Annotated in this window: 19 protein-coding genes; 14 read left to right on the top strand and 5 right to left on the bottom strand. The window is 70.9% G+C overall.

All coding sequences use genetic code 11. The features are described 5' to 3' along the window. Nucleotides 1–56: 56 nt before the first annotated feature. Nucleotides 57–1268, top strand: a complete 1212-nt coding sequence (locus tag GTY96_RS04140; protein ID WP_161663898.1) for an FG-GAP repeat domain-containing protein — start codon at nucleotides 57–59, stop codon at nucleotides 1266–1268. Between the two features lie 12 nt (nucleotides 1269–1280). Here GTY96_RS04140 and GTY96_RS04135 read toward each other — a convergent pair whose 3' ends face one another. Then, nucleotides 1281–1616, bottom strand: coding sequence for a hypothetical protein (locus GTY96_RS04135; RefSeq protein WP_161663897.1), 336 nt, complete (start codon nucleotides 1614–1616; stop codon nucleotides 1281–1283). 184 nt (nucleotides 1617–1800) lie between these two features. Between GTY96_RS04135 and GTY96_RS04130 the strand changes: the two genes are divergently transcribed. After that, nucleotides 1801–2988, top strand: a complete 1188-nt coding sequence (locus tag GTY96_RS04130; protein ID WP_161663896.1) for a bifunctional methionine sulfoxide reductase B/A protein — start codon at nucleotides 1801–1803, stop codon at nucleotides 2986–2988. 20 nt (nucleotides 2989–3008) lie between these two features. Here the strand turns inward: GTY96_RS04130 and GTY96_RS04125 are convergent, their stop codons facing one another. Both GTY96_RS04125 and GTY96_RS04120 read right to left on the bottom strand, forming a co-directional pair. Then, nucleotides 3009–4271 carry a saccharopine dehydrogenase family protein gene (locus GTY96_RS04125; protein ID WP_143898693.1) on the bottom strand — a complete coding sequence of 421 codons (1263 nt, stop codon included), beginning with the start codon at nucleotides 4269–4271 and terminating at the stop codon, nucleotides 3009–3011. A gap of 8 nt (nucleotides 4272–4279) precedes the next feature. Then, on the bottom strand, nucleotides 4280–4885 hold the full coding sequence (locus GTY96_RS04120; protein ID WP_143898692.1) for a hypothetical protein: 606 nt from the start codon (nucleotides 4883–4885) through the stop codon (nucleotides 4280–4282). 246 nt (nucleotides 4886–5131) lie between these two features. Between GTY96_RS04120 and GTY96_RS04115 the strand changes: the two genes are divergently transcribed. From GTY96_RS04115 to GTY96_RS04095, 5 genes are all read left to right on the top strand, one after another. Continuing rightward, nucleotides 5132–5515, top strand: a complete 384-nt coding sequence (locus tag GTY96_RS04115) for a BlaI/MecI/CopY family transcriptional regulator (protein ID WP_143898691.1) — start codon at nucleotides 5132–5134, stop codon at nucleotides 5513–5515. Further along, a complete protein-coding gene (locus GTY96_RS04110; protein WP_161663895.1) occupies nucleotides 5515–7437 on the top strand; it encodes a M56 family metallopeptidase in 1923 nt (640 codons plus the stop codon). Before GTY96_RS04115 ends, GTY96_RS04110 begins: the two co-directional genes overlap by 1 nt. A gap of 89 nt (nucleotides 7438–7526) precedes the next feature. Next, nucleotides 7527–8501 carry a 4-hydroxy-3-methylbut-2-enyl diphosphate reductase gene (locus GTY96_RS04105; protein ID WP_161663894.1) on the top strand — a complete coding sequence of 325 codons (975 nt, stop codon included), beginning with the start codon at nucleotides 7527–7529 and terminating at the stop codon, nucleotides 8499–8501. 95 nt (nucleotides 8502–8596) lie between these two features. Further along, nucleotides 8597–8932 (top strand): ArsR/SmtB family transcription factor, encoded by a 336-nt coding sequence (locus GTY96_RS04100; RefSeq protein WP_161663893.1) that lies wholly within the window; start codon nucleotides 8597–8599, stop codon nucleotides 8930–8932. Further along, entirely contained in the window at nucleotides 8929–9417 is a 489-nt protein-coding gene (locus tag GTY96_RS04095) for an SRPBCC family protein (RefSeq protein ID WP_143898687.1), read from the top strand. The genes GTY96_RS04100 and GTY96_RS04095 overlap by 4 nt, the downstream gene beginning before the upstream one ends. 59 nt (nucleotides 9418–9476) lie before the next feature. Here GTY96_RS04095 and GTY96_RS04090 read toward each other — a convergent pair whose 3' ends face one another. Beyond that, on the bottom strand, nucleotides 9477–10382 hold the full coding sequence (locus GTY96_RS04090) for a hypothetical protein (protein WP_161663892.1): 906 nt from the start codon (nucleotides 10380–10382) through the stop codon (nucleotides 9477–9479). Between the two features lie 460 nt (nucleotides 10383–10842). Between GTY96_RS04090 and GTY96_RS04085 the strand changes: the two genes are divergently transcribed. Further along, nucleotides 10843–11232, top strand: coding sequence for a VOC family protein (locus tag GTY96_RS04085; protein WP_143898685.1), 390 nt, complete (start codon nucleotides 10843–10845; stop codon nucleotides 11230–11232). A gap of 4 nt (nucleotides 11233–11236) precedes the next feature. Here GTY96_RS04085 and GTY96_RS04080 read toward each other — a convergent pair whose 3' ends face one another. Beyond that, the gene (locus tag GTY96_RS04080) at nucleotides 11237–11872 is read right to left on the bottom strand and encodes a hypothetical protein (RefSeq protein ID WP_143898684.1); all 636 of its coding nucleotides are present in this window, start codon (nucleotides 11870–11872) and stop codon (nucleotides 11237–11239) included. A 55-nt stretch (nucleotides 11873–11927) separates the two neighbouring features. Here GTY96_RS04080 and GTY96_RS04075 point away from each other — a divergent pair, with 55 nt between their 5' ends. The 6 genes from GTY96_RS04075 to GTY96_RS04050 all read left to right on the top strand — a co-directional run bounded on the left by GTY96_RS04075 (nucleotide 11928) and on the right by GTY96_RS04050 (nucleotide 20572). After that, on the top strand, nucleotides 11928–12800 hold the full coding sequence (locus GTY96_RS04075) for a lysophospholipid acyltransferase family protein (RefSeq protein ID WP_235685307.1): 873 nt from the start codon (nucleotides 11928–11930) through the stop codon (nucleotides 12798–12800). Beyond that, nucleotides 12797–13738, top strand: a complete 942-nt coding sequence (locus GTY96_RS04070; RefSeq protein WP_143898682.1) for an SDR family oxidoreductase — start codon at nucleotides 12797–12799, stop codon at nucleotides 13736–13738. The genes GTY96_RS04075 and GTY96_RS04070 overlap by 4 nt, the downstream gene beginning before the upstream one ends. Beyond that, entirely contained in the window at nucleotides 13728–14963 is a 1236-nt protein-coding gene (locus GTY96_RS04065) for an MFS transporter (protein WP_161663891.1), read from the top strand. The genes GTY96_RS04070 and GTY96_RS04065 overlap by 11 nt, the downstream gene beginning before the upstream one ends. 137 nt (nucleotides 14964–15100) lie before the next feature. Then, nucleotides 15101–16297: a DUF559 domain-containing protein gene (locus GTY96_RS04060; RefSeq protein WP_161663890.1), complete on the top strand. Its 1197-nt coding sequence runs from the start codon at nucleotides 15101–15103 to the stop codon at nucleotides 16295–16297. A gap of 1 nt (nucleotide 16298) precedes the next feature. Next, complete coding sequence (locus tag GTY96_RS04055) at nucleotides 16299–17315, top strand: hypothetical protein (RefSeq protein WP_161663889.1); 1017 nt, start codon at nucleotides 16299–16301, stop codon at nucleotides 17313–17315. Between the two features lie 23 nt (nucleotides 17316–17338). Then, nucleotides 17339–20572 (top strand): helicase HerA domain-containing protein, encoded by a 3234-nt coding sequence (locus tag GTY96_RS04050; RefSeq protein ID WP_161663888.1) that lies wholly within the window; start codon nucleotides 17339–17341, stop codon nucleotides 20570–20572. Nucleotides 20573–20625 lie beyond the last annotated feature (53 nt).

The raw sequence follows: 20625 nt of genomic DNA, 5'->3' as shown, positions 1-20625 counted from the left end.
CAAGGAAACCGCGTTCGTACGGCCTTGCAGGTTCAAAGGCCGCCAGGGGGGCGGACATGCGACACCACGGAATGGCCCATGCGGGCGTGCTGCTGTTCAGCGTGGCGGGGCTCGTGGGCATGGCCCTGCCGCGACTGACAGGCGACACACCCCGGCCGCTGTTGGAGGCGCAGCTGCTCGTGCCCACGGGGCTGGGGCCCCACGCGGTGGCGCTGGGCGACTTCGACGCGGACGGCCGCCTCGACGTCATCACGGCCAACCACACGGCGAGCACCGTGTCCGTGCTGCTGAACTCGGGCGACGGGACGTTCGCGGCCCGGATGGACATGCCTCTCGGGGACCGGCCCACGGGGGTCGCGGTGGGGGACTTCAACGGCGATAGCCACCTGGACGCGGTCACCAGCAACTTCGGCGGCACGGTGTCGCTGCTCCTGGGCCGGGGGGATGGGACGTTCGCTTCGCGGACCGACCTGCCCGTGGGCGGCGAGCCGTCCGCGGTCGAGGTGGGGGACTTCAACGGCGATGGGAAGCTGGACGTGGTGGCGGCCAGCGCGTTCAACGACGCCGTGTCGGTGCTGCTGAACCGGGGGGACGGCACCTTCCAGCCGCGCAAGGACGTGACCACGGGCACGTCGCCCTTCGCGGTGGCGGTGGGCGACTTCAACCACGACGGGAAGCTGGACCTGGCCACCGCGAACTTCGTGGACACGGTGTCGGTGCTGCTCGGCGTGGGCGACGGGACGTTCCGCCCGCACGCGGACTTCGCGACGGACAACGCGCCCTATTCGGTCGTGGCGGCGGACGTGGACGGCGACGGGCACCTGGACCTGGTCACCGCGAACTTCCTGGGCCGGAGCGTGTCCGTGCTGCGCGGCACGGGCACCGGCGCGTTCCCAGCGCGCTCGGACTTCAAGGTGCGGGGCGGGCCGTACTTCGTCGCGCCCGGGGACTTCAACGGCGACGGGAAGCTGGACCTGGTCACCGCGAACTTCGGCGAGGACACGGTGTCCCTGCTGCCCGGCATGGGCAACGGCACCTTCGGCGAGGACACGCTGCTGTCCACGGGAGCCGGGCCCTACGCGGTCGCGGTGGGGCGCCTCAACGGGGACCTGAAGCCAGACGTCGTCACGCCGGACGCGAGGGCCCACGGCGTCTCCGTGCTGCTGGGCGCCACCACCACGACGGCCATGCGCGCGCCCCGGTCCACGCTCGACACCCTGGACCCGGGCTGCGGCTCCCCGACGGGGCTCGCGGGCAAGTGCGATTAGCGGCGCGGGCGTTCAGCGAGGGCGCTTCAGCTTCGACCACATCAGCCCGACGAAGGTGTCGGGCGCGGGCTCCGTGGTCATCAGCTCCGCGTCCTCGTGGCCGCGCACGGGTGGAGGCAGGGGCTTGGGGGCCACGGGCGACGGCAGGGGCTCCGCGGAGTTCAGCCCCTGGGCGTGGCGCTCCATCACCTCCGCGAAGGAGCGCTGGGGGGTGTTCCGGGCGGACACGGGCGCCGCGCCTTCCACGCCCTGGAGGGCCCGGACCCGAAGGATGACGTTGGCCCCCTCCGCCCGGGAGATGCCCGTCACCCGTCCGATGGGACCTCGCGGTCCGCGTCCATGGCCCATGCGCGCACCCTCCCGGCCCTGACACCGTAGCGCCGACGGGGCTCCCCGGCCACTGCCCGGGCCTCCGGGAGGCCACGGCATGGCCCGCCCGGCCGTCCGCCCACAATCGCTGAAACCGTCCGCTGGGGTCCCGCGTACCAGGAAGGAGCGCCCGCACCGGGCGCGTCCGGAGGCTTCGCGTCCCATGACGTCCGCCCGAACCGCATCCCCTCGCATCCGCCGCGCCGCGCCGTCGCCGCGCCGGCTGTGGCCCGTCGCGCTGGCGCTGGCCGCGGCGCTGAGCGCGTGCACCGAGGCGCGCGGGGCGCCGCCCGACACGAAGGCCGCCGTCACGCAGTCCGCTCCGGTGCGGGACGGCCGCGAGTACCCGAAGCCCTCCGACGCGGAGCTGAAGCGCACCCTGTCGCCCACCGCCTACCAGGTGACCCAGAAGGGGGGCACCGAACCGCCCTTCCGCAACGCCTACTGGAACAACCACGAGGAGGGGCTCTACGTCGACGTGGTCAGCGGCGAGCCGCTCTTCTCCTCGCGCGACAAGTTCGAGTCCGGCACGGGCTGGCCCAGCTTCACCCGCCCGCTGGACAAGGACCACGTGGTGGAGAAGCGCGACGACAGCCTGGGCATGGAGCGCGTGGAGGTCCGCTCCAAGGACGGCGACTCCCACCTGGGCCACGTCTTCGAGGACGGCCCCAAGCCCACCGGCCTGCGCTACTGCATCAACTCCGCGTCGCTGCGCTTCATCCCCGTGAACGAGCTGGCCGCGCAGGGCTACGGGGCGTGGCTGCCCTCCTTCGGGCGCAAGGCGCCCGGCGACTCGACGGGCGCGCTCGTCCCCGCGGCGGGCGCCGCCGTGCTGGCGAAGGCCGCCGCGCCGACGGAGGCCCCCCGGGAGACGGCGTACCTGGCGGGCGGGTGCTTCTGGGGCATGGAGGACATCCTGCGCAAGATCCCCGGCGTCATCGACACGGAGGTGGGCTACACGGGCGGCGCGAAGCGCGGCGCCACCTACGAGGACGTGCACACCGGGGAGACGGGCCACGCGGAGGCGGTGCGCGTCGTCTTCAACCCGAAGCTGCTCACGTACGAGGGCCTGCTGGAGAAGTGGTTCTTCCGCATGCACGACCCGACGACGCTCAACCGCCAGGGCAATGACGTGGGCACGCAGTACCGCTCCGCGATCTTCTACCTGACGGACGCGCAGCGCCAGACGGCCGAGGCGGTGAAGGCCCGCGTCAACGCGTCCGGCAAGTGGGCCCGCCCCGTCGTCACGCAGATCTCCGCCGCCGGGGAGTGGATCCCCGCCGAGGGCTACCACCAGGACTACCTGGTGAAGAACCCCGGCGGCTACACCTGCCACTACCTGCGCGACTGAGGCACGCGCGCGGGGGCGCGTCACGCGGCGCGGTCGTGCGCCTCGAACGTCATCCCCGCCTTGCGCAGGCGCTCCACCAGCACCATGCCCATGGCCGACGCGGGCGTGAGGACGCCGCCCTGCCTGGGGATGGCGCCGAAGGCGAGGCACAGCGCGGACTCCGAGAGCATGCGCGCCGTCGCCGCGTAGCCCGGGTCGCCCTGGGCCGCGACCCGGCCCTCCACGTTCACGCGCTGGCCGCTCTTGGGGGACAGCCCCTCGCCGAACAGCCGCACCTCGAAGAGGCCGCGCTCGCGCACCGTGGCGGACGGCCCCTCGCCGGGCGCCGGCAGCACGTGCTTCTCCAGGAGGCCGCGCACCGCGTCCACCTTGGTGGCGGCCATGAAGCCGCCCAGGCCCGCGGTGGTCCCCGCCGCCAGGGCGAACCCCTTGGGCCCGGGCCCGAAGTCGGAGACCTCCGAATAGAAGAAGTCGCGGCCCCACGGGAAGCCCAGCAGCGCGTTGGAGCGCCGCACCACGCGCGTGTTGACGGACGCCATCACGAACGGCCCCGTCCACCCGCCCGTGTCCGGGCTCTTCTTCACCGTGGCCAGGTCGCGCTCCTCCGGGGTGCCCCGGCCAGGCTCGGGGTCCAGCGCGTGGGCGCTGGCCAGCAGGCGCTTCAGCGCCGGATCCGCCTTCACCGCGTCCAGGGTGTCCAGCATGCTGGAGATGGTGCCGCCGCTGAAGCCGCCGCGCATGCGCGTCACGTGGAAGCGGATGCGGTCGCAGTGCCCGCCGTGCTTCTCCCGCATGTAGTCCTGGAGCATCAGCGCGCCCAGGTCGGAGGGGATGGAGTCGAAGCCGCAGGTGTGCACGATGCGCGCGCCCGTCTCCCGCGCCCGCGAGTCGTGGGCGTCGATCATCTTGCGCATCCACTGCACCTCGCCCGTCAGGTCGCAGTAGTCCGTGCCGGCGCGGACGCACGCGGCGACCAGCTCCGAGCCGTAGCGGGCGTAGGGCCCCACGGTGGTGATGATGACGCGCGTGCGCGCCACCAGCGCGTCCAGCGACGCCGGGTCCTTCGCGTCCGCGAGGACCACCGGCAGGTCCGCGAACTGGGGCCGCACCCGCGCCAGCTCCGAGCGGACCTGCTCCAGCTTCGCCGTGTCCCGGCCGGCCAGCGCCCACTTCGCGCCATGCGCGTCCTGCGTGCGCGCCAGGTACTCCGCCACCAGGCGGCCGGTGAACCCCGTGGCCCCCCACAGGATGATGTCGAATGCGGTCTTCTTCTCGCGGGCCATGAAGTCTCCTAGTACCGGAAGTCCGCCGCCACGGTCGACAGTCGCATGCCGAAGGTGGAGCGCCCGGGCCACGTCATCGTGACGCGGGTGCGCAGCTGCGACAGCGGCACGGCGGGCGACAGGGTGTACGTGTCGTTGAAGAGATACCAGCCCTGCGTCATGTCCGGCAGGTTGTGCGTCACCGTCGACCGCGCGAGGACCGCGTCGCCGCGCAGCAGCACGCTGCCACCCTGGCCGCACATGAGCGGCGCGGTGCAGCTGGCGTTGCGCATGAAGTACTTCACGTTGACCTGGGTCACCAGCACGTCGCTCGCGCCGAGGGCCGGGTAGGCGAAGTCCACGGAGCTGCTGGAGCCGTTGCCCTCCACGTACGTCGCGTCGAAGTCCGGCTGCACCGGGTCCGTCACGTCGTTGAGCAGGTCCACGTCGTCGGGGACGCCGCGCACGCCGGAGCGCGCCACCACCGCGTTCGGGCGCACCGCGTTCGCGTCCGTCAGGCCCGCCCGGGACACGGTGAAGGCGCTGGCGTCCTCCTGGGAGTCAGCGCCCCCACAGCCCACCATCAGCACGGCGACGACGGCACCGGCCGGATACCGCGAACGCTTCCAGTTCATGGCTGCCTCGGAGTCATCGGGCGCGGGGCCCTGGCCCTCGCGCACGGAAGTTCGGCTTCGACGGCTGCCCGTAGTCGGACCCTGCATGTGAGCGCAAGCGGGATTCCTGGAGGTTCCCGTCTCCCGTGCATCGCCCCACATCAGGACGGTGCCGCGCCTCCCGCTTGAACTACGAAGGGCTTCGTTGACATCTACGAAATTGTTCGTATAACTAATCCGTCGTCAGAACCGAGGAGTGAGGACGCCATGAGCCGAGGAAAGCTGCCGCGCCCCACGGATGCCGAGCTGGCCATCCTGCGGGTGCTGTGGGACCAGGGGGCGCGCACGGTGCGCGAGGTCCACGAGACGCTTCAGGACGGGAGCGGCTACACCACCGTGCTGAAGACGCTGCAGATCATGACGGAGAAGGGGCTGGTGACGCGCGACGAGTCGCAGCGGGCGCACGTCTACAGCACCCGGCTCCCCCGGGAGAGCACGCAGCAGCAGCTGGTCACCGACCTGGTGGACCGCGTCTTCGGCGGTTCTCCGGCGCGGCTCGCCCTGCAGGCGCTGTCCTCGAAGAAGACGTCCCCGGAGGAGCTGGCGGAGCTGCGCCAGCTGCTGGATTCGCTCGAGCAGGAGGCGGAGTGATGAACGGTCTTGTCCTGGAGTCGGTGGGCTGGGCGCTCCTGCACCTCGTGTGGCAGGGCGCGCTCGTCGCGGCGGCGCTGGCCCTGGCGCTGCGGTGGGTGGGCCGGCGTTCGGCGAACCTGCGCTACGCGCTGGCGTGCGGTGCGCTGGGCATCATGCTGGCGCTGCCGGTGGCCACGGCGTTGCGGCACGCCTCGCGCGCGAAGGAGGTCCGGCCGGTGCGCACGGTGTCCGTCCGGCGGACCGCGACCCCGTTCACGGCCACGGCCACGGTGACCCTCACGCGCACGGAGCAGGTGGCGCGTGCCCCGGTGACGGGGACGGCGTCGCTGCCGCCGCTGGAGGGGATGCTGGAGCAGGTGGGTGAGCACCTGCCCTGGCTGGTGCTCGCGTGGGGGATGGGGGTCGCGGCGTCGTCGCTGCGGCTCTTGAAGGGATGGGTGGGGCTGCGCCGGCAGGTGGACGCGGCGGTGCACGCGTCGTGGGAGTGGCAGGAGCGACTGGAGGCGCTGGCCCGGCGGATGAACCTCACGCGTCCGGTGCGCCTGCTGGTGTCGTCGAACGTGGATGTGCCGTCCACGCTGGGCTGGCTGAAGCCGGTGGTGCTGGTCCCCACCGCCACGCTCACCGGGCTGGCCGTGCGGGAGCTGGAGCTGGTGCTCGCCCACGAGCTGGCCCACATCCGCCGTCACGACTTCGTGGTGAACGTGGCGCAGACGCTGGTGGAGACGCTGCTCTTCTACCACCCGGCCGTGTGGTGGATGTCCCAGGTCATCCGCGTGGAGCGGGAGAACTGCTGTGACGACCTCGCCGTGAAGCATGGCCCCGGCGCCCTCCCCTACGCCCGTGCGCTCACGGCCCTGGCGGCGCTGCGGCTGCAAGGGATGGAGGCGCAGGGCCCCGCGCTGTCCGCGCTGGGAGGTTCGCTGAAGGACCGCGTACGGCGGCTGGTGGTGCCGCCCAAGTCGCGGTGCTCGTCGCGCTGGGCGGCGGGGGTCTCCATCGTCACGCTGGCCAGCAGCCTCGCGCTGGCGATGCCGCTCACCGCGCTCGCCGTGCAGAACTCGAAGGAATCCGAGAGGAAGCCCGTCACCCGCGACGTGGCCCGCACCCCGCCGGCGATGGCCAGCTCGGTCCACCCGCGTGACCCCGCCGCGCCGCCCGCGCCCGCCGCCAACACGCACCCGTCCACGGTCGCGATGACTCCGGCCGGCGCCATGTCCCCACGCGTCGCCGCGGCGCCGGCCCCCGTGGCCCGCCCGGCTCCCGCTCCTGCTCCTGCTCCTGCTCCTGCTCCTGCTCCTGCTCCTGCTCCTGCTCCTGCTCCTGCTCCGAAGGTGGCAGCCAGCGCGAAGGCGGCGAGCGCGGAGGCCGATGACGAGACGACGCGCGTGGGCGTGGACCCCCTCACGGTGGATCAACTGGTCGCGCTGAAGATCGCGGGGGTCACGCCGGAGGTGGTCGACCAGATCGCCGCCATGGGCTACGTGCCCACCGTGGACACGCTGGTCGCGTTCCGCCACGCGGGCATCACGCCGGAGTACGCGAAGGCCATGGCGGCCCGCTTCGGCCGGGCGCTGCCCGCCGACCAGTTGGTGAGCATGAAGCACCTGGGCATCACCCCGGAATGGCTGGGCCAGATGGCCGCCCTGGGCTTCGCGAAGGCGGACGCCGACGAGTTGATGAGCGCGAAGGCGCTGGGCATCGACGCCGCGTGGCTCAACGACCTGAAGGCCGCTGGCTTCCGTGTCCAGGACCTGGAGGAAGCCAGCGGCCTGCGCGCGGTGGGCGTCACCTCCAGCTACATCCGCGAACTGGAAGCGGCGGGCCTGAAGCCCTCCACGGTGGATGACCTGGTGCGCCTGCGCACCAGCGGCATCGACGCGGACTTCATCCGCCGCATGCAGAAGCCCCGGAAGTAATCCCCCCATCCCTCCCACGCGGCCCCCACCGCGCGCTGCTCCCCGAGCGCGCGTGCGGGCCGCGCCTTGCCCGAAAAGGAGTCGCTGTCATGACGTCCCGCCTCTCACCGTGGCTCACCGCGTTGGTGGTGCTCTTCGCCCTTCCCGTCCTCGCCGCCAACGCCTCCGACACCGGCGCCTGGGTCGCGGCGGTGCGGGAGAAGGAGCTCCACCTGTCGTTGCATCCGAAGGACGACCCCGGCTCCCAGTCGGGCTTCTCCGCGCCGTTCACCGCCTTCCAGGGGTTGTCCACCGCGGACGGCGCCAGCACCCCGTTCAAGCTGGTGCGCGAGGCGGGCACCTTCGACTTCGAGGGCCGCTTCGCGGACGGACAGGGCGTGGGCACCTGGCGCTTCACCCCCGACACAGGCTACGTGAAGAAGCTGGCGGACCTGGGCCTTGCCCGCCCCAACGCGCGGGAGCAGCAACTGCTGGCCGCGCTCGACGCGGGCCCCCAGCGCATCCAGGGGCTCGCGGCCTTGGGCCAGAAGATCACCACCCTGCATGACCTCATCCAGGTGGGCCTCTTCGCGGTCACCCCGGAGTACGTCCGTGCGCTCGCGGCCGCGGGCTATCCGAAGCTGTCCCTGGACGAGACCGTCCAGTCCCGCATCCACGGCGTGACGCCCGAGCGCATCCAGGCGCTGGCCACCATGGGCTTCAAGGGCCTTCCCCTGGACTCGCTGCTGTCCATGAGCATCCACGGCGTGACGCCGGACTTCATCCGCGAGATGCGCGGCCTGGGCTTCAAGGGCCAGGACGCGGACGGCCTCGTGTCCATGCGCATCCACGGCGTCACGGCGGAGTTCGTCAAGGCGATGCGCGGCCTGGGCTTCAAGGACGTGGACGCGGAGGGCTTCATGGCCATGCGCATCCACGGCGTCACGCCCGAGTTCGTCAAGGAGATGCGCGACCTGGGCTACACGAACGCCACCGCGGACGACTTCGTCTCGCTGCGCATCCACGGCATCGACTCCCTGTTCGTCCGCGGCATGTCGAAGCCGGACGGCGGCACGCGGAAGTAGCCGCCCCCCGCTGGCTCCCCTGCCTGGGGAGCCCCCTCGCGCGCCCCACCAGGGGGACTTGACGCCGCGTCCTTCAAGGCCTATCACTGAACCAAATGGTTCAGTCTCAAGCCACGCTCGACCGTTCCTTCGCCGCGCTGTCGGACCCGACGCGCCGGGCCATCCTGTTGCGACTGGGAGGGGCGGGTGCGTCCGTCGGCAGCCTGTCCGAGCACTTCGCGATGACGCTCACCGGGCTGCAGAAGCACGTGCGCGTCCTCGAGGAAGCGGGCCTCGTCACGACGGAGAAGGTCGGGCGGGTGCGCCACTGCCGGCTGGGCCCGCGGCGGTTGGAGGACGTGACGAAGTGGCTGACGTCCTACCGGAACCAGCTGGAGCAGCGCCTGGATCACCTCGAGGACTTCCTCGAGCGCACGAAAGGAACGCCATGACGACCCGAATCGCGACTTCGCCCAAGGCCCTGGTGACACAGCCCTCCGACCGGGAGCTTCGCATCGAGCGCATCTTCAACGCGCCCCGGGAGCGGGTGTGGAAGGCGATGACCGACCCCGCGCTCGTCGCGCAGTGGTGGGGCCGGGGCAACAAGCTCGTCGTCGAGCGCATGGACATCCAGCGCGGTGGGCACTGGCGCTTCGTGGAGCACACGCCGGACGGCACGCACGGCTTCGAGGGCCGCTACCGCGAGGTGAAGCCCCCGGAGCGCATCGAGCAGACCTTCGAGTGGGACGGCGCGCCCGGCCACGTCGTGGTGGAGACGATGACCCTGGAGGACCTGGGCGACGGCCGCACGAAGCTCGTCACCGTGTCGCTGTTCCACACCGCCGAGGACCTCCAGGGGATGGCCCAGTCCGGGATGGAGGAGGGCCTCAACCAGAGCTACGCGGCGCTCGACAAGCTGCTCGCGCTTCCCAACTGAGCCGAGCGGGCGTGGCGGGGGCACACCTCGCGCGGAACGCGCCCCCGCACGCCCAGGGGCTACTCCCCGTCGCTGCTGTCGGAGTAGGCGCCCTCCACCTTGTCCTTGTGGTGGGGCGCGGTGGTGTCCGTCTTCTTCGCGTTCTTCACCTCGCCCACGTCGTAGTGGTGCCGGTAGTAGTCCGCCCGATCCGCCATGCCGAACGTGGGCTGCTTCTTGCCGAAGCCCTCTTGGAAGGAGGACTTGCCCGTGCTGATGAGCTCCAGCGTGGCGCGGGCGTTCTTGGCGCTGCCGCCGGCCCGCTGCTCCTCCGACAGGTGGGTGGCCGTCAGGAACTTGCTCGCGGCGTTGCGCTGGGCCGGGGTCTGGATGTTCGGGAAGTGGTGCTGGAGCTTCGAGGCATCCCCTTGATGCTCCTTCAAGTCGCGGAAGACCTCCTTGCTCCTGGAGGCCTTGAGCAGGTCCTTCGCGACGCCCTTCTCGTCGGTGCCCGGAGGCACCAGGGCCTTGGCCATCTTCGCGTACTCGTTTCCCACGGCGTTGCCGTCGTAGTTGTCCTTCCGGGTCATGATGAAGTTGGCCGGGTCGCGGTTGTTGCCCTTGGCCACCGTCACCGGGCCGAAGGGCGTCGAGTAGGTGCCCGCGTTCTCCGTCTTGTTCCTGCGGCTCATGTTGGAGGTCTGGCTCTTGAAGCTGTCCTCCTCGAGGCGCGTCTTCTCACGGGTCCGCTTCGAGGCCCGGTCATAGGCGTTCTGGGGCCGGGTCCGCCCCTCCACGCTGGAGCCCTCGGATTCCTGCCGGGGCCGCTTGGCCAGCTCCGGGGAAGGCGCGGTCCCATCGTCCTCGCGCGCCCGCTTCAGGTTGCCACGGCCGGGCGACGAAGCGCCGCTCGCGGCCGGCGAAGGGGACGGCGAGGGGCTCGAGAATGAGGGCGATGGTGAGGGGGAGCGGCTGCGCAGCTTCATGTGACACTCCTTGGAATGGGGGTGCCAGAACCTAGCGACCCCCCTCACCACCAACGACCGGGAAGGCTGCTTTTTCACGTATTGAATCATCCATTTCACACACCCCTGTCTGTGATTGTTTCGTCCCGGGGACGCCTCCGCCCTTCGGGGCTCCCGCCGCGCCCAGGCAGGTCCGGTGCGGAACATCCGGGAGGCTCGCAGGGCACGTAACAATTTCTCAGAGGGAGGCAGGGAGCGCGCCGCCCAGCCGCGCACAGCGTCCTTCTCCAGGCCATGCGCTGGTGCCCTCGACTCCGCCCCCGCGAAGCCCGTGGCCCCGGTCACCGGAACGCGCCAGGGCCGGCCCCCAGGCGGGCCCCCTCCCCTTCCACTCCGCCATACCCACCCCCTGCTTTTCGGTGTATCCCTGGCTCCCCCTCAACGGGCATCCCCCCACCGCCCAACACTTCCAGGAGCCGTCATGCACCACAGCCGACTCAGCACGTTCGTCATCGACTGCAAGGTGGAGGATCTCGACGCCGCCGCGCGGTTCTGGAGCGCGGCGCTGGGGCGGGCGCTGAAGCCGGCGGAGCCGGACTCGCCCACGTACCGGGAGCTGGAGGTCCGCGCCGACGAACCGATGCTGCTCATCCAGCAGGTGGGGCACGAGAGCCGCATCCACCTGGACATCGAGTCGGATGACCTGGACGCGGAGCTGGAGCGGCTGGAGGCGCTGGGCGCCCGGCGCATCGCCTACGTGCAGCGCTGGTGGGTGATGGAGTCCCCCACCGGGCAGCGCTTCTGCATCGTCCGCCCGCAGCGGGGCCCCCTGGAGGGGCGCGCCAACGTGTGGGACGGCGAGGGCCGCTAGAAGCTCACGCGGGCGGCGCCTTCGAGTCCGGGCCCAGCGCGGCCTGGAGCAGGTCCAGCAGCCCCGGCCACTCGTCCGCGGACAGCCACAGCCCCTCGGGCGCGTGCTCCGCGCGCATCCGCAGGGCGGAGGCTTCGAAGAGGCGGGCCGCCAGCGCCCCCTCCTTCGGCAGCCGGCCCTCCACCCGGAGCACCTGCCCATCCCAGGCCAGCGTCGGCGGCAACAGCTTCTGGGCCAGCGCCTTGAGCGCGGCCCTGCCGGCGCCCGTGCGCAGCGCCCCCATCAGCAGCGACGACGCGCCGGGCGACTCCTCCAGCTCCACCCGCCCCGGCGTGGACAGCCACAGCGTGTAGCGCCCCAGGGCCAGCTCCACGCGCTGGGGGGTGGTCTCCACCCGCAGCTTCCAGCCCCGCACGTCGAGGCGCAGGTCATACACGGTGGGAGTGGTGCCCCAGGAGCGCAGCTCCAGCCCCTTCACGTTGCGCAGGACGCCGCGCGACAGCGCCTCCACCCGCGTGTGCGCCAGCCGCACCCGCCGTCCGGACACGTCCACCGCGACCTGGGCGGACAGCCCCTCTGGGAGCGCCTTCGCCCAGGCGAGCACCCCCTCCAGCATTCCCGTCCACGACTGCACCGCCATCGCGCCTGCCTCGTCCGAAGGGCCCCATCCCATCCGGGCGCCCACCGGCCGAACAATGGGGGACGCGGGCCCCCCGTGCAAAGCGCACGCGCGGTGCTACGGTGCGCCCGTGCCCCAGAGCGAGTCACTGTCAGAGCGGGTGGAGCGGTTGCAGCTGCCCTTCAACGAATACGGTGTCGACCCGTACGGCATCTCCAAGAAGCACCTGAAGCTGGCGCTGGAGTTCTTCGCCTTCCTCTACCGGAACTACTTCCGGGTGCGCTGCACGGGCGTGCAACACATCCCGAAGACGGGCCGGGGCATGCTGGTGGGCAACCACTCCGGCGGCGTCGCCGTGGACGGGATGATGGTGCTCACCTCCACCCTGCTGGAGATGGACCCGCCCCGGCTGGCGCAGGGCATGTTGGAGCGCTTCATCCACAAGTTCCCGGTGGCCTCGCTGTGGGCCAGCCGCACCGGCCAGTTCACCGGCCTGCCCGAGCACGCCGTGCGCCTGCTGGAGGACGACCGGCTGCTGATGATCTTCCCGGAGGGCGCCCGGGGCACCGCGAAGCTCTACACGGAGCGCTATTCGCTGGTGGACTTCGGCACGGGCTTCATCCGGCTGGCGCTCCAGACGCGCTCGCCCATCATCCCCTTCGCGTTCCTGGGCGGCGGCGCGGCCATCCCCACCGTGACCAACGCGTACGCGCTGGGCAAGCTGCTGGGCGTCCCGTACGTCCCGCTGACGCCGTACCTGCTGCCGCTGCCGCTGCCGGTGGGGCTGGAGATCCACTACGGCCCGCCGCTCGTCTTCGAGGGCACGGGCGACGAGGAGGACCACGTCATCCAGGGCTATGTGGATCAAGTGAAGGCCAGCATCCAGCGGCTCATCGAGGACAACCGCGCCGAGCGCCACCTGCGCCGGACCCGGAGGCTGTTGCCATGAGGGTGTTGATTCCAGGCATCTCCGGAGGCATCGCGCGGAGGCTGGCCCTGCGCCTGCGCGACAGCGGCCATCAGGTCGCGGGCATCGACATCCGCCCGTGGCGGGACGCGCCGAAGGGCATCGAGGTCCACCCGGTGGACGTGCGCAAGCGCGCCGCGGAGGACGTCTTCCGCCGCTGGAAGCCGGAGGCGGTGGTGCACATGGCCACGGTGACGGCGTTCACCGTGCCGGGCGGCGAGCGGGGCCGCATCAACCTGGACGGCACCAAGGCGCTGTTCGACCACTGCGCGACGCACGGCGTGAAGCAGGTGCTCTTCGTGGGCCGGCACACGTTCTACGGGGCGGCGCCGGACTCGCCGCTGTACCACTCCGAGGACGAGCCGCCGCGCGCGCTGGAGGCCATCCCGGAGCTGGCGGACCTGGTGGCCGCGGACCTGTACGCGGCGACGGCGCTGTGGCGCATGCCGGACGTCACCACCGCGGTGCTGCGGCTCGTGTACACGCTGGGCACGCCGGGCACGGGCACGCTCGCGAACCTGCTGCGCGGCAAGCGCGTGCCGATGGTGCTGGGCTACGACCCGCTCTTCCACATGCTCCAGGAGGAGGACGTGGTGACGGCGCTGCAGCTGGCGCTGGAGAAGAAGGTGCGCGGCATCTTCAACGTCGCGGGGCCGCCGCCCGTGCCGCTGTCGGTCATCATCAAGGGCACGGGCCGCACGCCGGTGCCGCTGCCGTCGGCGCTCCTCTCGGTGCTGATGGGGCGGGCGGGCTTCCCCCGGCTGTCGGTGGGCGCGACGGACCACCTGCGCTACCCCATCGTGGTGGACAACAAGCGCTTCCTGGAGGCCACGGGCTTCCAGGCCACCTACGACGAGGGCCGCATCCTGCGCGCGTACGCGGACGCGCTGCCGGTGGACCGGGCGGGCCATGGCGGCTGAGACCGCGAGCGTGGGCGCGGCCGCCCAGGCCACGCCCGGCCTCGTGCGCCGGGTGGAAGCGGTGGTGTTCCTCACCGTGTTCCTGGACCTGGTGGGCTTCGGCATCGTCATCCCGATGCTGCCCTTCTACGTGCAGTCCATGGGCGGCTCGGCGCGCACGGTGGGCATCCTGCTGGGGTGCTTCAGCCTCACGCAGCTGCTGGCGACGCCGCTGCTCGGGCGGTACTCGGACCGGCATGGGCGGCGGGCGGTCATCCTGCTGAGCCTGCTGGCGAACGCGGTGGCCATGGGGTTGTTCGCGCTGGCCAGCTTCGAACGGATGCTGCCCTTGCTGTTCGCCTCGCGCATCCTGGCGGGGGCGACGTCCGGCAACATCGCCGCGTGTCAGGCGGCGCTCGCGGACGTGACGACGAAGCAGACGCGCGCCAAGGCGATGGGCCGCATTGGCGCGGGCATCGGGCTGGGCATGGTGTTGGGGCCCACGCTGGGCGGGCTGTTCTCCGGCCTGGGCGCGTGGGTGCCGCCGCTGCTGGCCGGAGGGTTGGCGCTGGTGGGCTTCGCGGGCGCGCTGGTGGCCATGCCGGAGACGCACCCGGCGGAGCTGCGCGTGGCGGCGAAGGCCCAGACGCGCTGGTCCGCGTTGCAGGACTCGCCCCGGCGCAAGGCCTTGGGGATGGTGCTGGGGTTGTTCTTCGCGGTGTTCCTGGCCATGACCACGCTCCAGGTGGCGTTCGCGCTGCTGGTGCAGGCGCGGCTGGGCTGGGGTTCCAAGGAAGTGGGCTACACGTTCGCGGTGGTGGGCGGACTGGGGCTCATCATCCAGGGGGGACTGATTGGTCCGCTGGCGCGCGCCGTGGGCGAGTTCCGGCTGCTCATCACCGGGGCGCTCATCCTGGCGGGCGGCATGGTGGGGCTCGCGGTGTCGCAGCAGGCGATTCCCATGATGGCCTCCGTGGTGCTGGTGGGCGCGGGGATGGGCTTCCTGCAGCCGCTGATTTCGAGCCTGGCCTCGCAGGTCGCCACCCCGGCGCAGCAGGGCGCCGTGCTGGGTCTGGCGCAGTCGTGCGGGGGGCTGGCCCGCACGGTGGGCCCTGTCGCGAGCGGCTGGATGTATGCGTCCTGGAGCACCCAGGCCCCCTTCCTGACGGGCATGGTGTCGGCGCTCGCGGCGGCGGGGCTGGGGGTGCTGCTGAGTCGGGAGTCGCTGGAGGACGCGGGGCGGTAAAGCCTTTCAGACCCACCCGGGTCCATTCCCTCCCAAACGCCATACCTCTTTTGGGGGTCTTGTCAGCACCCGACCCATGGGAGCAGGCTTTTGCTCACGAGGGGCGGTGAAGCCATACCACTCCCGGGGGGTAGGGCTTGGCACGGGAGGGAGAGGTCGCGCTGCTGGATGCGTTGGACCGTCAGGCCCGGCGCCGGACGGAAGGCATCGCGACCCTGAGTGTGTTGGAAGGGCCGGTGGAGCCGGGGAGCGCCCTCTGGAACCAGTGGGCCGCGCGGCATGGCCAGACAGTGGTGGAGGTTTCCGGGGAGGATCCGCACACCGCGGCGCTGGGCTGGGCCCAGGCGCTGGCGGCGGCCCGGGACCTGGGAGCGGACGCGGAGGCGCTGGCGACGTTCAGCCTGACGGCGTCGGCCCCTCGGCGCACGCCGACGTTCGCTGGAAAGACAGCCCACGAGAGGCGCGTGCTGCTGGACGCGCTGCCACCTCCCGCGATGTTGCCAGAGGCGACGTGGGCGCTGTGCCGGACGCTTGTCATTGAGCGGGAGGCCACGGCGCCGGGGGCGCTGCCGGAAGCGGTGCGCGCGGCGCTGGCGAAGAACGTGGCCACGGGGTTGAAGGCCTTGCATGCGCTGGTGCCCCCGGGAAACGCGCCGGTGGTGCGAGTGCCCGCGGGGGTGGCGCCGTCGCTCCGGGGGCTCCAGGTGGCGCGCGTGTTGAGCAACGCGGTGCCCGCGCTCGCGGTGGCGTGCGTCGTGTCCACCGAGGCGCTGGAGGCGTTCCTCGCGGGGCCGGAGACGCAGCTGAAGGCGCTGGTGCGCGAGGGCCGGCTGGAGGTGCCGGAGGCGGCGTCCGGGGCGCGAGGGGCGGTGGAAGCGCTCCGGAAGATGGAGCAGGCGGGGGCACCGGAGGCCCAGCGGGCCCGCGCGGCGGAGGTCGCGCTGGACGTGCTCACGGGCGCGGGGGAGTCCTCCGCGGACCGGGCCCGGAGCAAGGCGGAGGCGTACCTGCGCGACCGGCTGGAGGAGCACGCGACCACGGCGGGCCTCTTCGCGCTGAACGCCCGGCTTGACGCCGGAGACAAGCGCTCCTGGGAGGTGGACCTCCTGAGCCGCGAGCTGCGCATCGCGGTGGAGATCGACGGCTACTTCCACTTCCAGGACCCGGAGCGGTTCCGCCGCGACCGGCGCAAGGACCTGGACCTGCAGCGCGCGGGCTACTGGGTCTACCGGCTGCTCGCGACGGACGTGCTGTCTCGGCTGGAGCACATCCTCCACACCCTCGACACGTTGATTGAAGCCCGCAGGCGAGAGCTTGCCGGAAGGACGCCCTGACATGGATACCGAGACCCCTGACACCCGACTCCAGGGACTGGCCCTGGCCTGGCTCGCGACGCGGACGGAGAAGAGCCCGGGGACGCGCGCCGCGCTGGCGAAGACGCTGCATGCTTTCGTGGAGCACCGCTGGAGCCGTGGTGAGTGGAGCGAGCGGTTCGACTCGCTGCTGGCCGGTTTGCTGGACGGCAAGCTCGTGGAGCCACGAGGCCGCGCGGCCCTGGCGCTGACGGGCCCGGGGCGCCAGCGCGCGCTGAAGTTCCTGCGGGTGGATTCACCCAAGGGGCTGACGTGGAAGCGGGTGAAGCAGCAGCACCTGCTGGCGAAAAGCTTGGGCCTGCCGAACTCCAAGGCGGCGCTGGGACGGCTGGCGGACGCGGACGGCGTGCGGGCGCTGCTGCTCAAGCGGGCGCACCAGGTCCCGGGGCCGGAGACACCGACACTGACGCAGGTCGAGGACCGGCTGCTGTGGCGGGAGCTGGGCGTGGAGACGGAGGAGAAGCTCACCCTCGCCGCGTTGAAGGCGCACCTGCTGGGCAAGCTCCTGGGTCAGCAGGTCAGCCATCCGAAGCGGGGCCTGGAGCAGCTGGCCGCCCGAGCCGTGGGCGCATCCCGGGTGGATGCGGAGGTGGTGCGGCTGGCGGCCCTGCGCGAGTGGGTGTTGAAGGAAGGAGAGAAGACACCACCGAAGGAGTCCCCGAAGCCCCTGCGCAAGGAGGCTCGGAGCGAATCCCTGCCCACGGATGCGGCGTCCTTCGCCAAGCGCGTCCTGGACGTGGCCCGGACCTCGTCCACGGGCCGGTTCGGCGACAACAAGGTCTTCATCTCCCATGTGTGGAGGGCCTTGCAGCCCGAGTGGGCCAGCCGCGCGGCGTTCGACGCGGCATTGATTGAAGCCAACCGCGCGCATCACCTCTCGTTGGGCCGGGCGGATCTCCTGGCCGTGATGGATCCCCGGGACGTAGCCGAGTCCGAAGTGCGCTCGTACGGCGCCAGCTTCCATTTCGTCGTCCTCTAGCCTGAACCCTCTGGAGCTCCCCCATGGCCAAAGACGCCCGTCTCGAAGCGTTCCTCTCCGAGGGTCACGAGATCTTCAACAGCGTCCAGCAGGGCCAGACCCTGTGGAAGCGTGACCCGTTCGACGTGCCCTCGCTCAACGCTCCGGCGCGCGCGGCGTTCGAGAAGCTCTTGAAGCGCGCGACCCAGCTGCCAGCTCCAGACTCCGGGAAGATCCTCCTCTTGAAGGGAGACTCCGGCAGCGGCAAGACCCACCTGGTGCGGGCCTTCCGCAACAGCGTGCATGAGCAGCACAAGGGCTACGTCGGCTACCTGCCGATGACGGTCGATGTGACGCACTACGACCGCTACATCCTGTCGGAGTTCATCGACTCCCTGGAGAAGCCGTACGACCATGGCCACGTCGAAGAGACGGGCTTGATGCTCCTGTCGAAGGCCGTGCTGGACCGCTGCAAGAACATCTTCGCGGCCCACATCCCGGGAGAGGACGTGCTGGACGACGCGGACCTCCACGGCAACATCCGGGCGGTCGCGGATGATCTGCATTCGGATCCGGACTTCCGGCAGATCGACGTCAACCTCCTGCGCGCGCTGCTCTGCCTCCAGCGCCGCGAAGCCCGCTTCCATCACCGCATCGTCCAGTGGCTGCGCTGCGAGGAGATGTCGCCCGAGGACCGGGCCATCATCGGCAACCTGGTGCCGCGCTCTTCCGACGAGGCCCCCAGCAGGATGCTCATCCAGCTGGGCCTGCTCATGGGCATCTTCGGACAGGCCATGGTCCTCTGTGTCGATCAAGTGGAGGACATGAACGACTTCGAGCAGAAGCCCCAGATGGAGCCTTCATTCCGCCGCGCCATGGGCTGTCTGGTCGCGCTCGCGGGGCAGGTCCCGTCCGCCATCGTGGTGGTGTGTCTCACGGACTTCTGGACCGCCATGCGCACGAAGCTCAATCGCGCGATGACGGACCGCATCGAACGGAATCCCGAGCCGGTGGAGTTGGCGATCAACGTCACCGCGCAGGCCGCGCGGGACATCGCCGCCCGGAGACTGAAGTCCCTGTATGAGCAGAAGGGCATCGCGTTCGACCCCTCGCAGCCCACGTACCCCATCCCGGCCAGCGGCTTTGAGCCGCTCAGCGGCCAGCGGACGCGTGACATCCTGAACGCCTGCCATCGCTACCGCGAGCAGGCCGTCCAGGACGGCAAGCTCCCGGCGGTGTTTCCGCTGCCTGAGAAGGGGCAGCACCCGCCGACGCAACCTCCCCCCGTGCAGCCCCCCGCACCGGTCCTGGACCTGGATCAGGCGTGGACGGACTTCAAGGCCAACTTCAAGAAGCAGGTGCCCAAGCAGGACTCGGAGATCGCCTCGCTTCTGGCCTGGGCCATCGAGGTCAGCGCGGATGAACTGGGGGGAGCCACCCGCTTCAAGGTGAAGGCTCGCGACGAGGAGTCACTCGACGTCACGGTGCAGCCGGGCAACGCGCAGCTCTTCGTCACGCTCTGCAACCATTCCTCGCGTGGCGGGCATCTGGGCCGCCAGATGGCGAACGCCCTGAAGACCGCCGCAGGCAAGCTGCCCGTGCTGGTCCGCACCACCGACTTCCCGAACAGCCTGGGCACGTTGGTGGAGGATCAGACCACCGCCCTGATGCGCAAAGGAGGACGGCGGGCGGTGGTGGGCCCCAGTGACCTGCGTGAGCTGCTCGCGTTGCAGGCGTTCCGCAAGCAGTATGAGGAGCCGGTGTTCCTCGGGTGGAGCCGCGCTTCGCGCCCCGTGACGCGCCTCCAGGGCATCACGGATGTGCTCTCCCTGGAGAAGAACCTTCCCACCGCAGTCCCGGGCACGCCGCCCGCGCCCGTTGTCGCCCCCAAGCCCTCCGACGCGAACGAGCCCGTCCTTTCCGACGGGGACACGGAGTGGAAGGTCTCTCCTGCGAGCTCCATCCTGCCGCCCAAGCCCGCGCAGTCGGGACCGGTCACGTCCAAGCCGAAGACGGTGGAAGCGCCCAAGGGACAGATGCGTCTGGGCGTGTCCGAAGGCGTCTTCTCCAACACCGTCTACGTGAATCCAGACGAACTGACGAAGCACAGCGCGTTCCTCGGCGGTCCAGGCAGTGGCAAGACGACCCTGGCGCTGAACCTCATCGAGCAGCTGGTGATTCAAGGCATCCCCGCGCTGCTCGTCGACCGCAAGGGCGACCTCGCCGCGTACGCGCGGGAAGAGGCCTGGGAGGAGGAGCTGGACGACCCGGTGATGGTGGAACGCCGGCGGCTGCTGCGGGAGCGCGTGGACGTGGCGCTCTTCACACCGGGCCGTTCGGACGGACGGACGCTCGCGCTTCCGGTGGTGCCCGGGGGGCTCGACAAGCTTCCTCCGGAGGAGCGCGATCAGGTCATCCAGCAGGCGGCGGACGCCATCGCCAGCATGATGGAGTACAAGAACAGCCCCCGGGACCGGGCCTCAAAGGCGCTGCTGGCACAGGCACTGCGGCTGTTGGTGCAGCGGCCCTCCGGGAAGGAAATCACCCTGGACCTCATCCAGCGCTTCGTCGCGGGCCAGGACATCACGCTCGTTCAGGAGGCCCATGGGTTGGATGACAAGGTCTTCACCAAGCTGGCCCAGGATCTCGCGACGCTGCGGCTCAATGCCCAGGCCCTGCTCTCCCCCCAGGGAGAGAAGCTCGACATGAGCGAACTGCTGGGCCAAGGCGCCTCGCGAGTGCCAGGCAAGACCCGTCTGACGATCATCAGCACCAAGTTCCTCGGTGGATTGCAGGGCTCGCTCTTCTGGGTGTCGCAGCTCCTGGTGGAAGCGAACCGCTGGGCCAGTCAGCACCCGTCGCCGAAGCTCCAGGCGGTGCTGCTCTTCGATGAAGCGGACATCTACCTGCCAGCGATGAGCAGTCCTTCGACGAAGCAGCCCATGGAGAACCTGCTCCGGCGCGCACGCTCCGCGGGTATCGGGGTGATGCTCGCGACGCAGAGCCCGGGTGACCTCGACTACAAGTGCCGCGACAACGTGCGCACCTGGTTCGCGGGGCGTGTGAAGGAAGAAGTCGCCCTCAAGAAGCTCAAGCCGATGTTCGCCGACGCGCGGGTGGATGCGTCCGTGCGGCTGCCGCCCCAGAAGATGGGCCAGTTCCACGTCCTGCGCGAAGGGCAGGTGGAGCAGCTCAAGGCGGACCGGAACATCATCAAGACAGAGCAACTGGCCGAGGACGAAATCCTCCAGCTCGCGCACCGCCCCCTCGTGCAATAGCCCCCATCGTCACGTGCGCCTGTTGCTCACAGTGTCACAAGCAAACACGGATT

The organism is Corallococcus silvisoli (assembly GCF_009909145.1).
Taxonomy (GTDB): domain Bacteria; phylum Myxococcota; class Myxococcia; order Myxococcales; family Myxococcaceae; genus Corallococcus; species Corallococcus silvisoli.
Note: the sequence above shows the minus strand (reverse complement) of the source record. Positions and strands in the feature narration are given on the sequence as shown.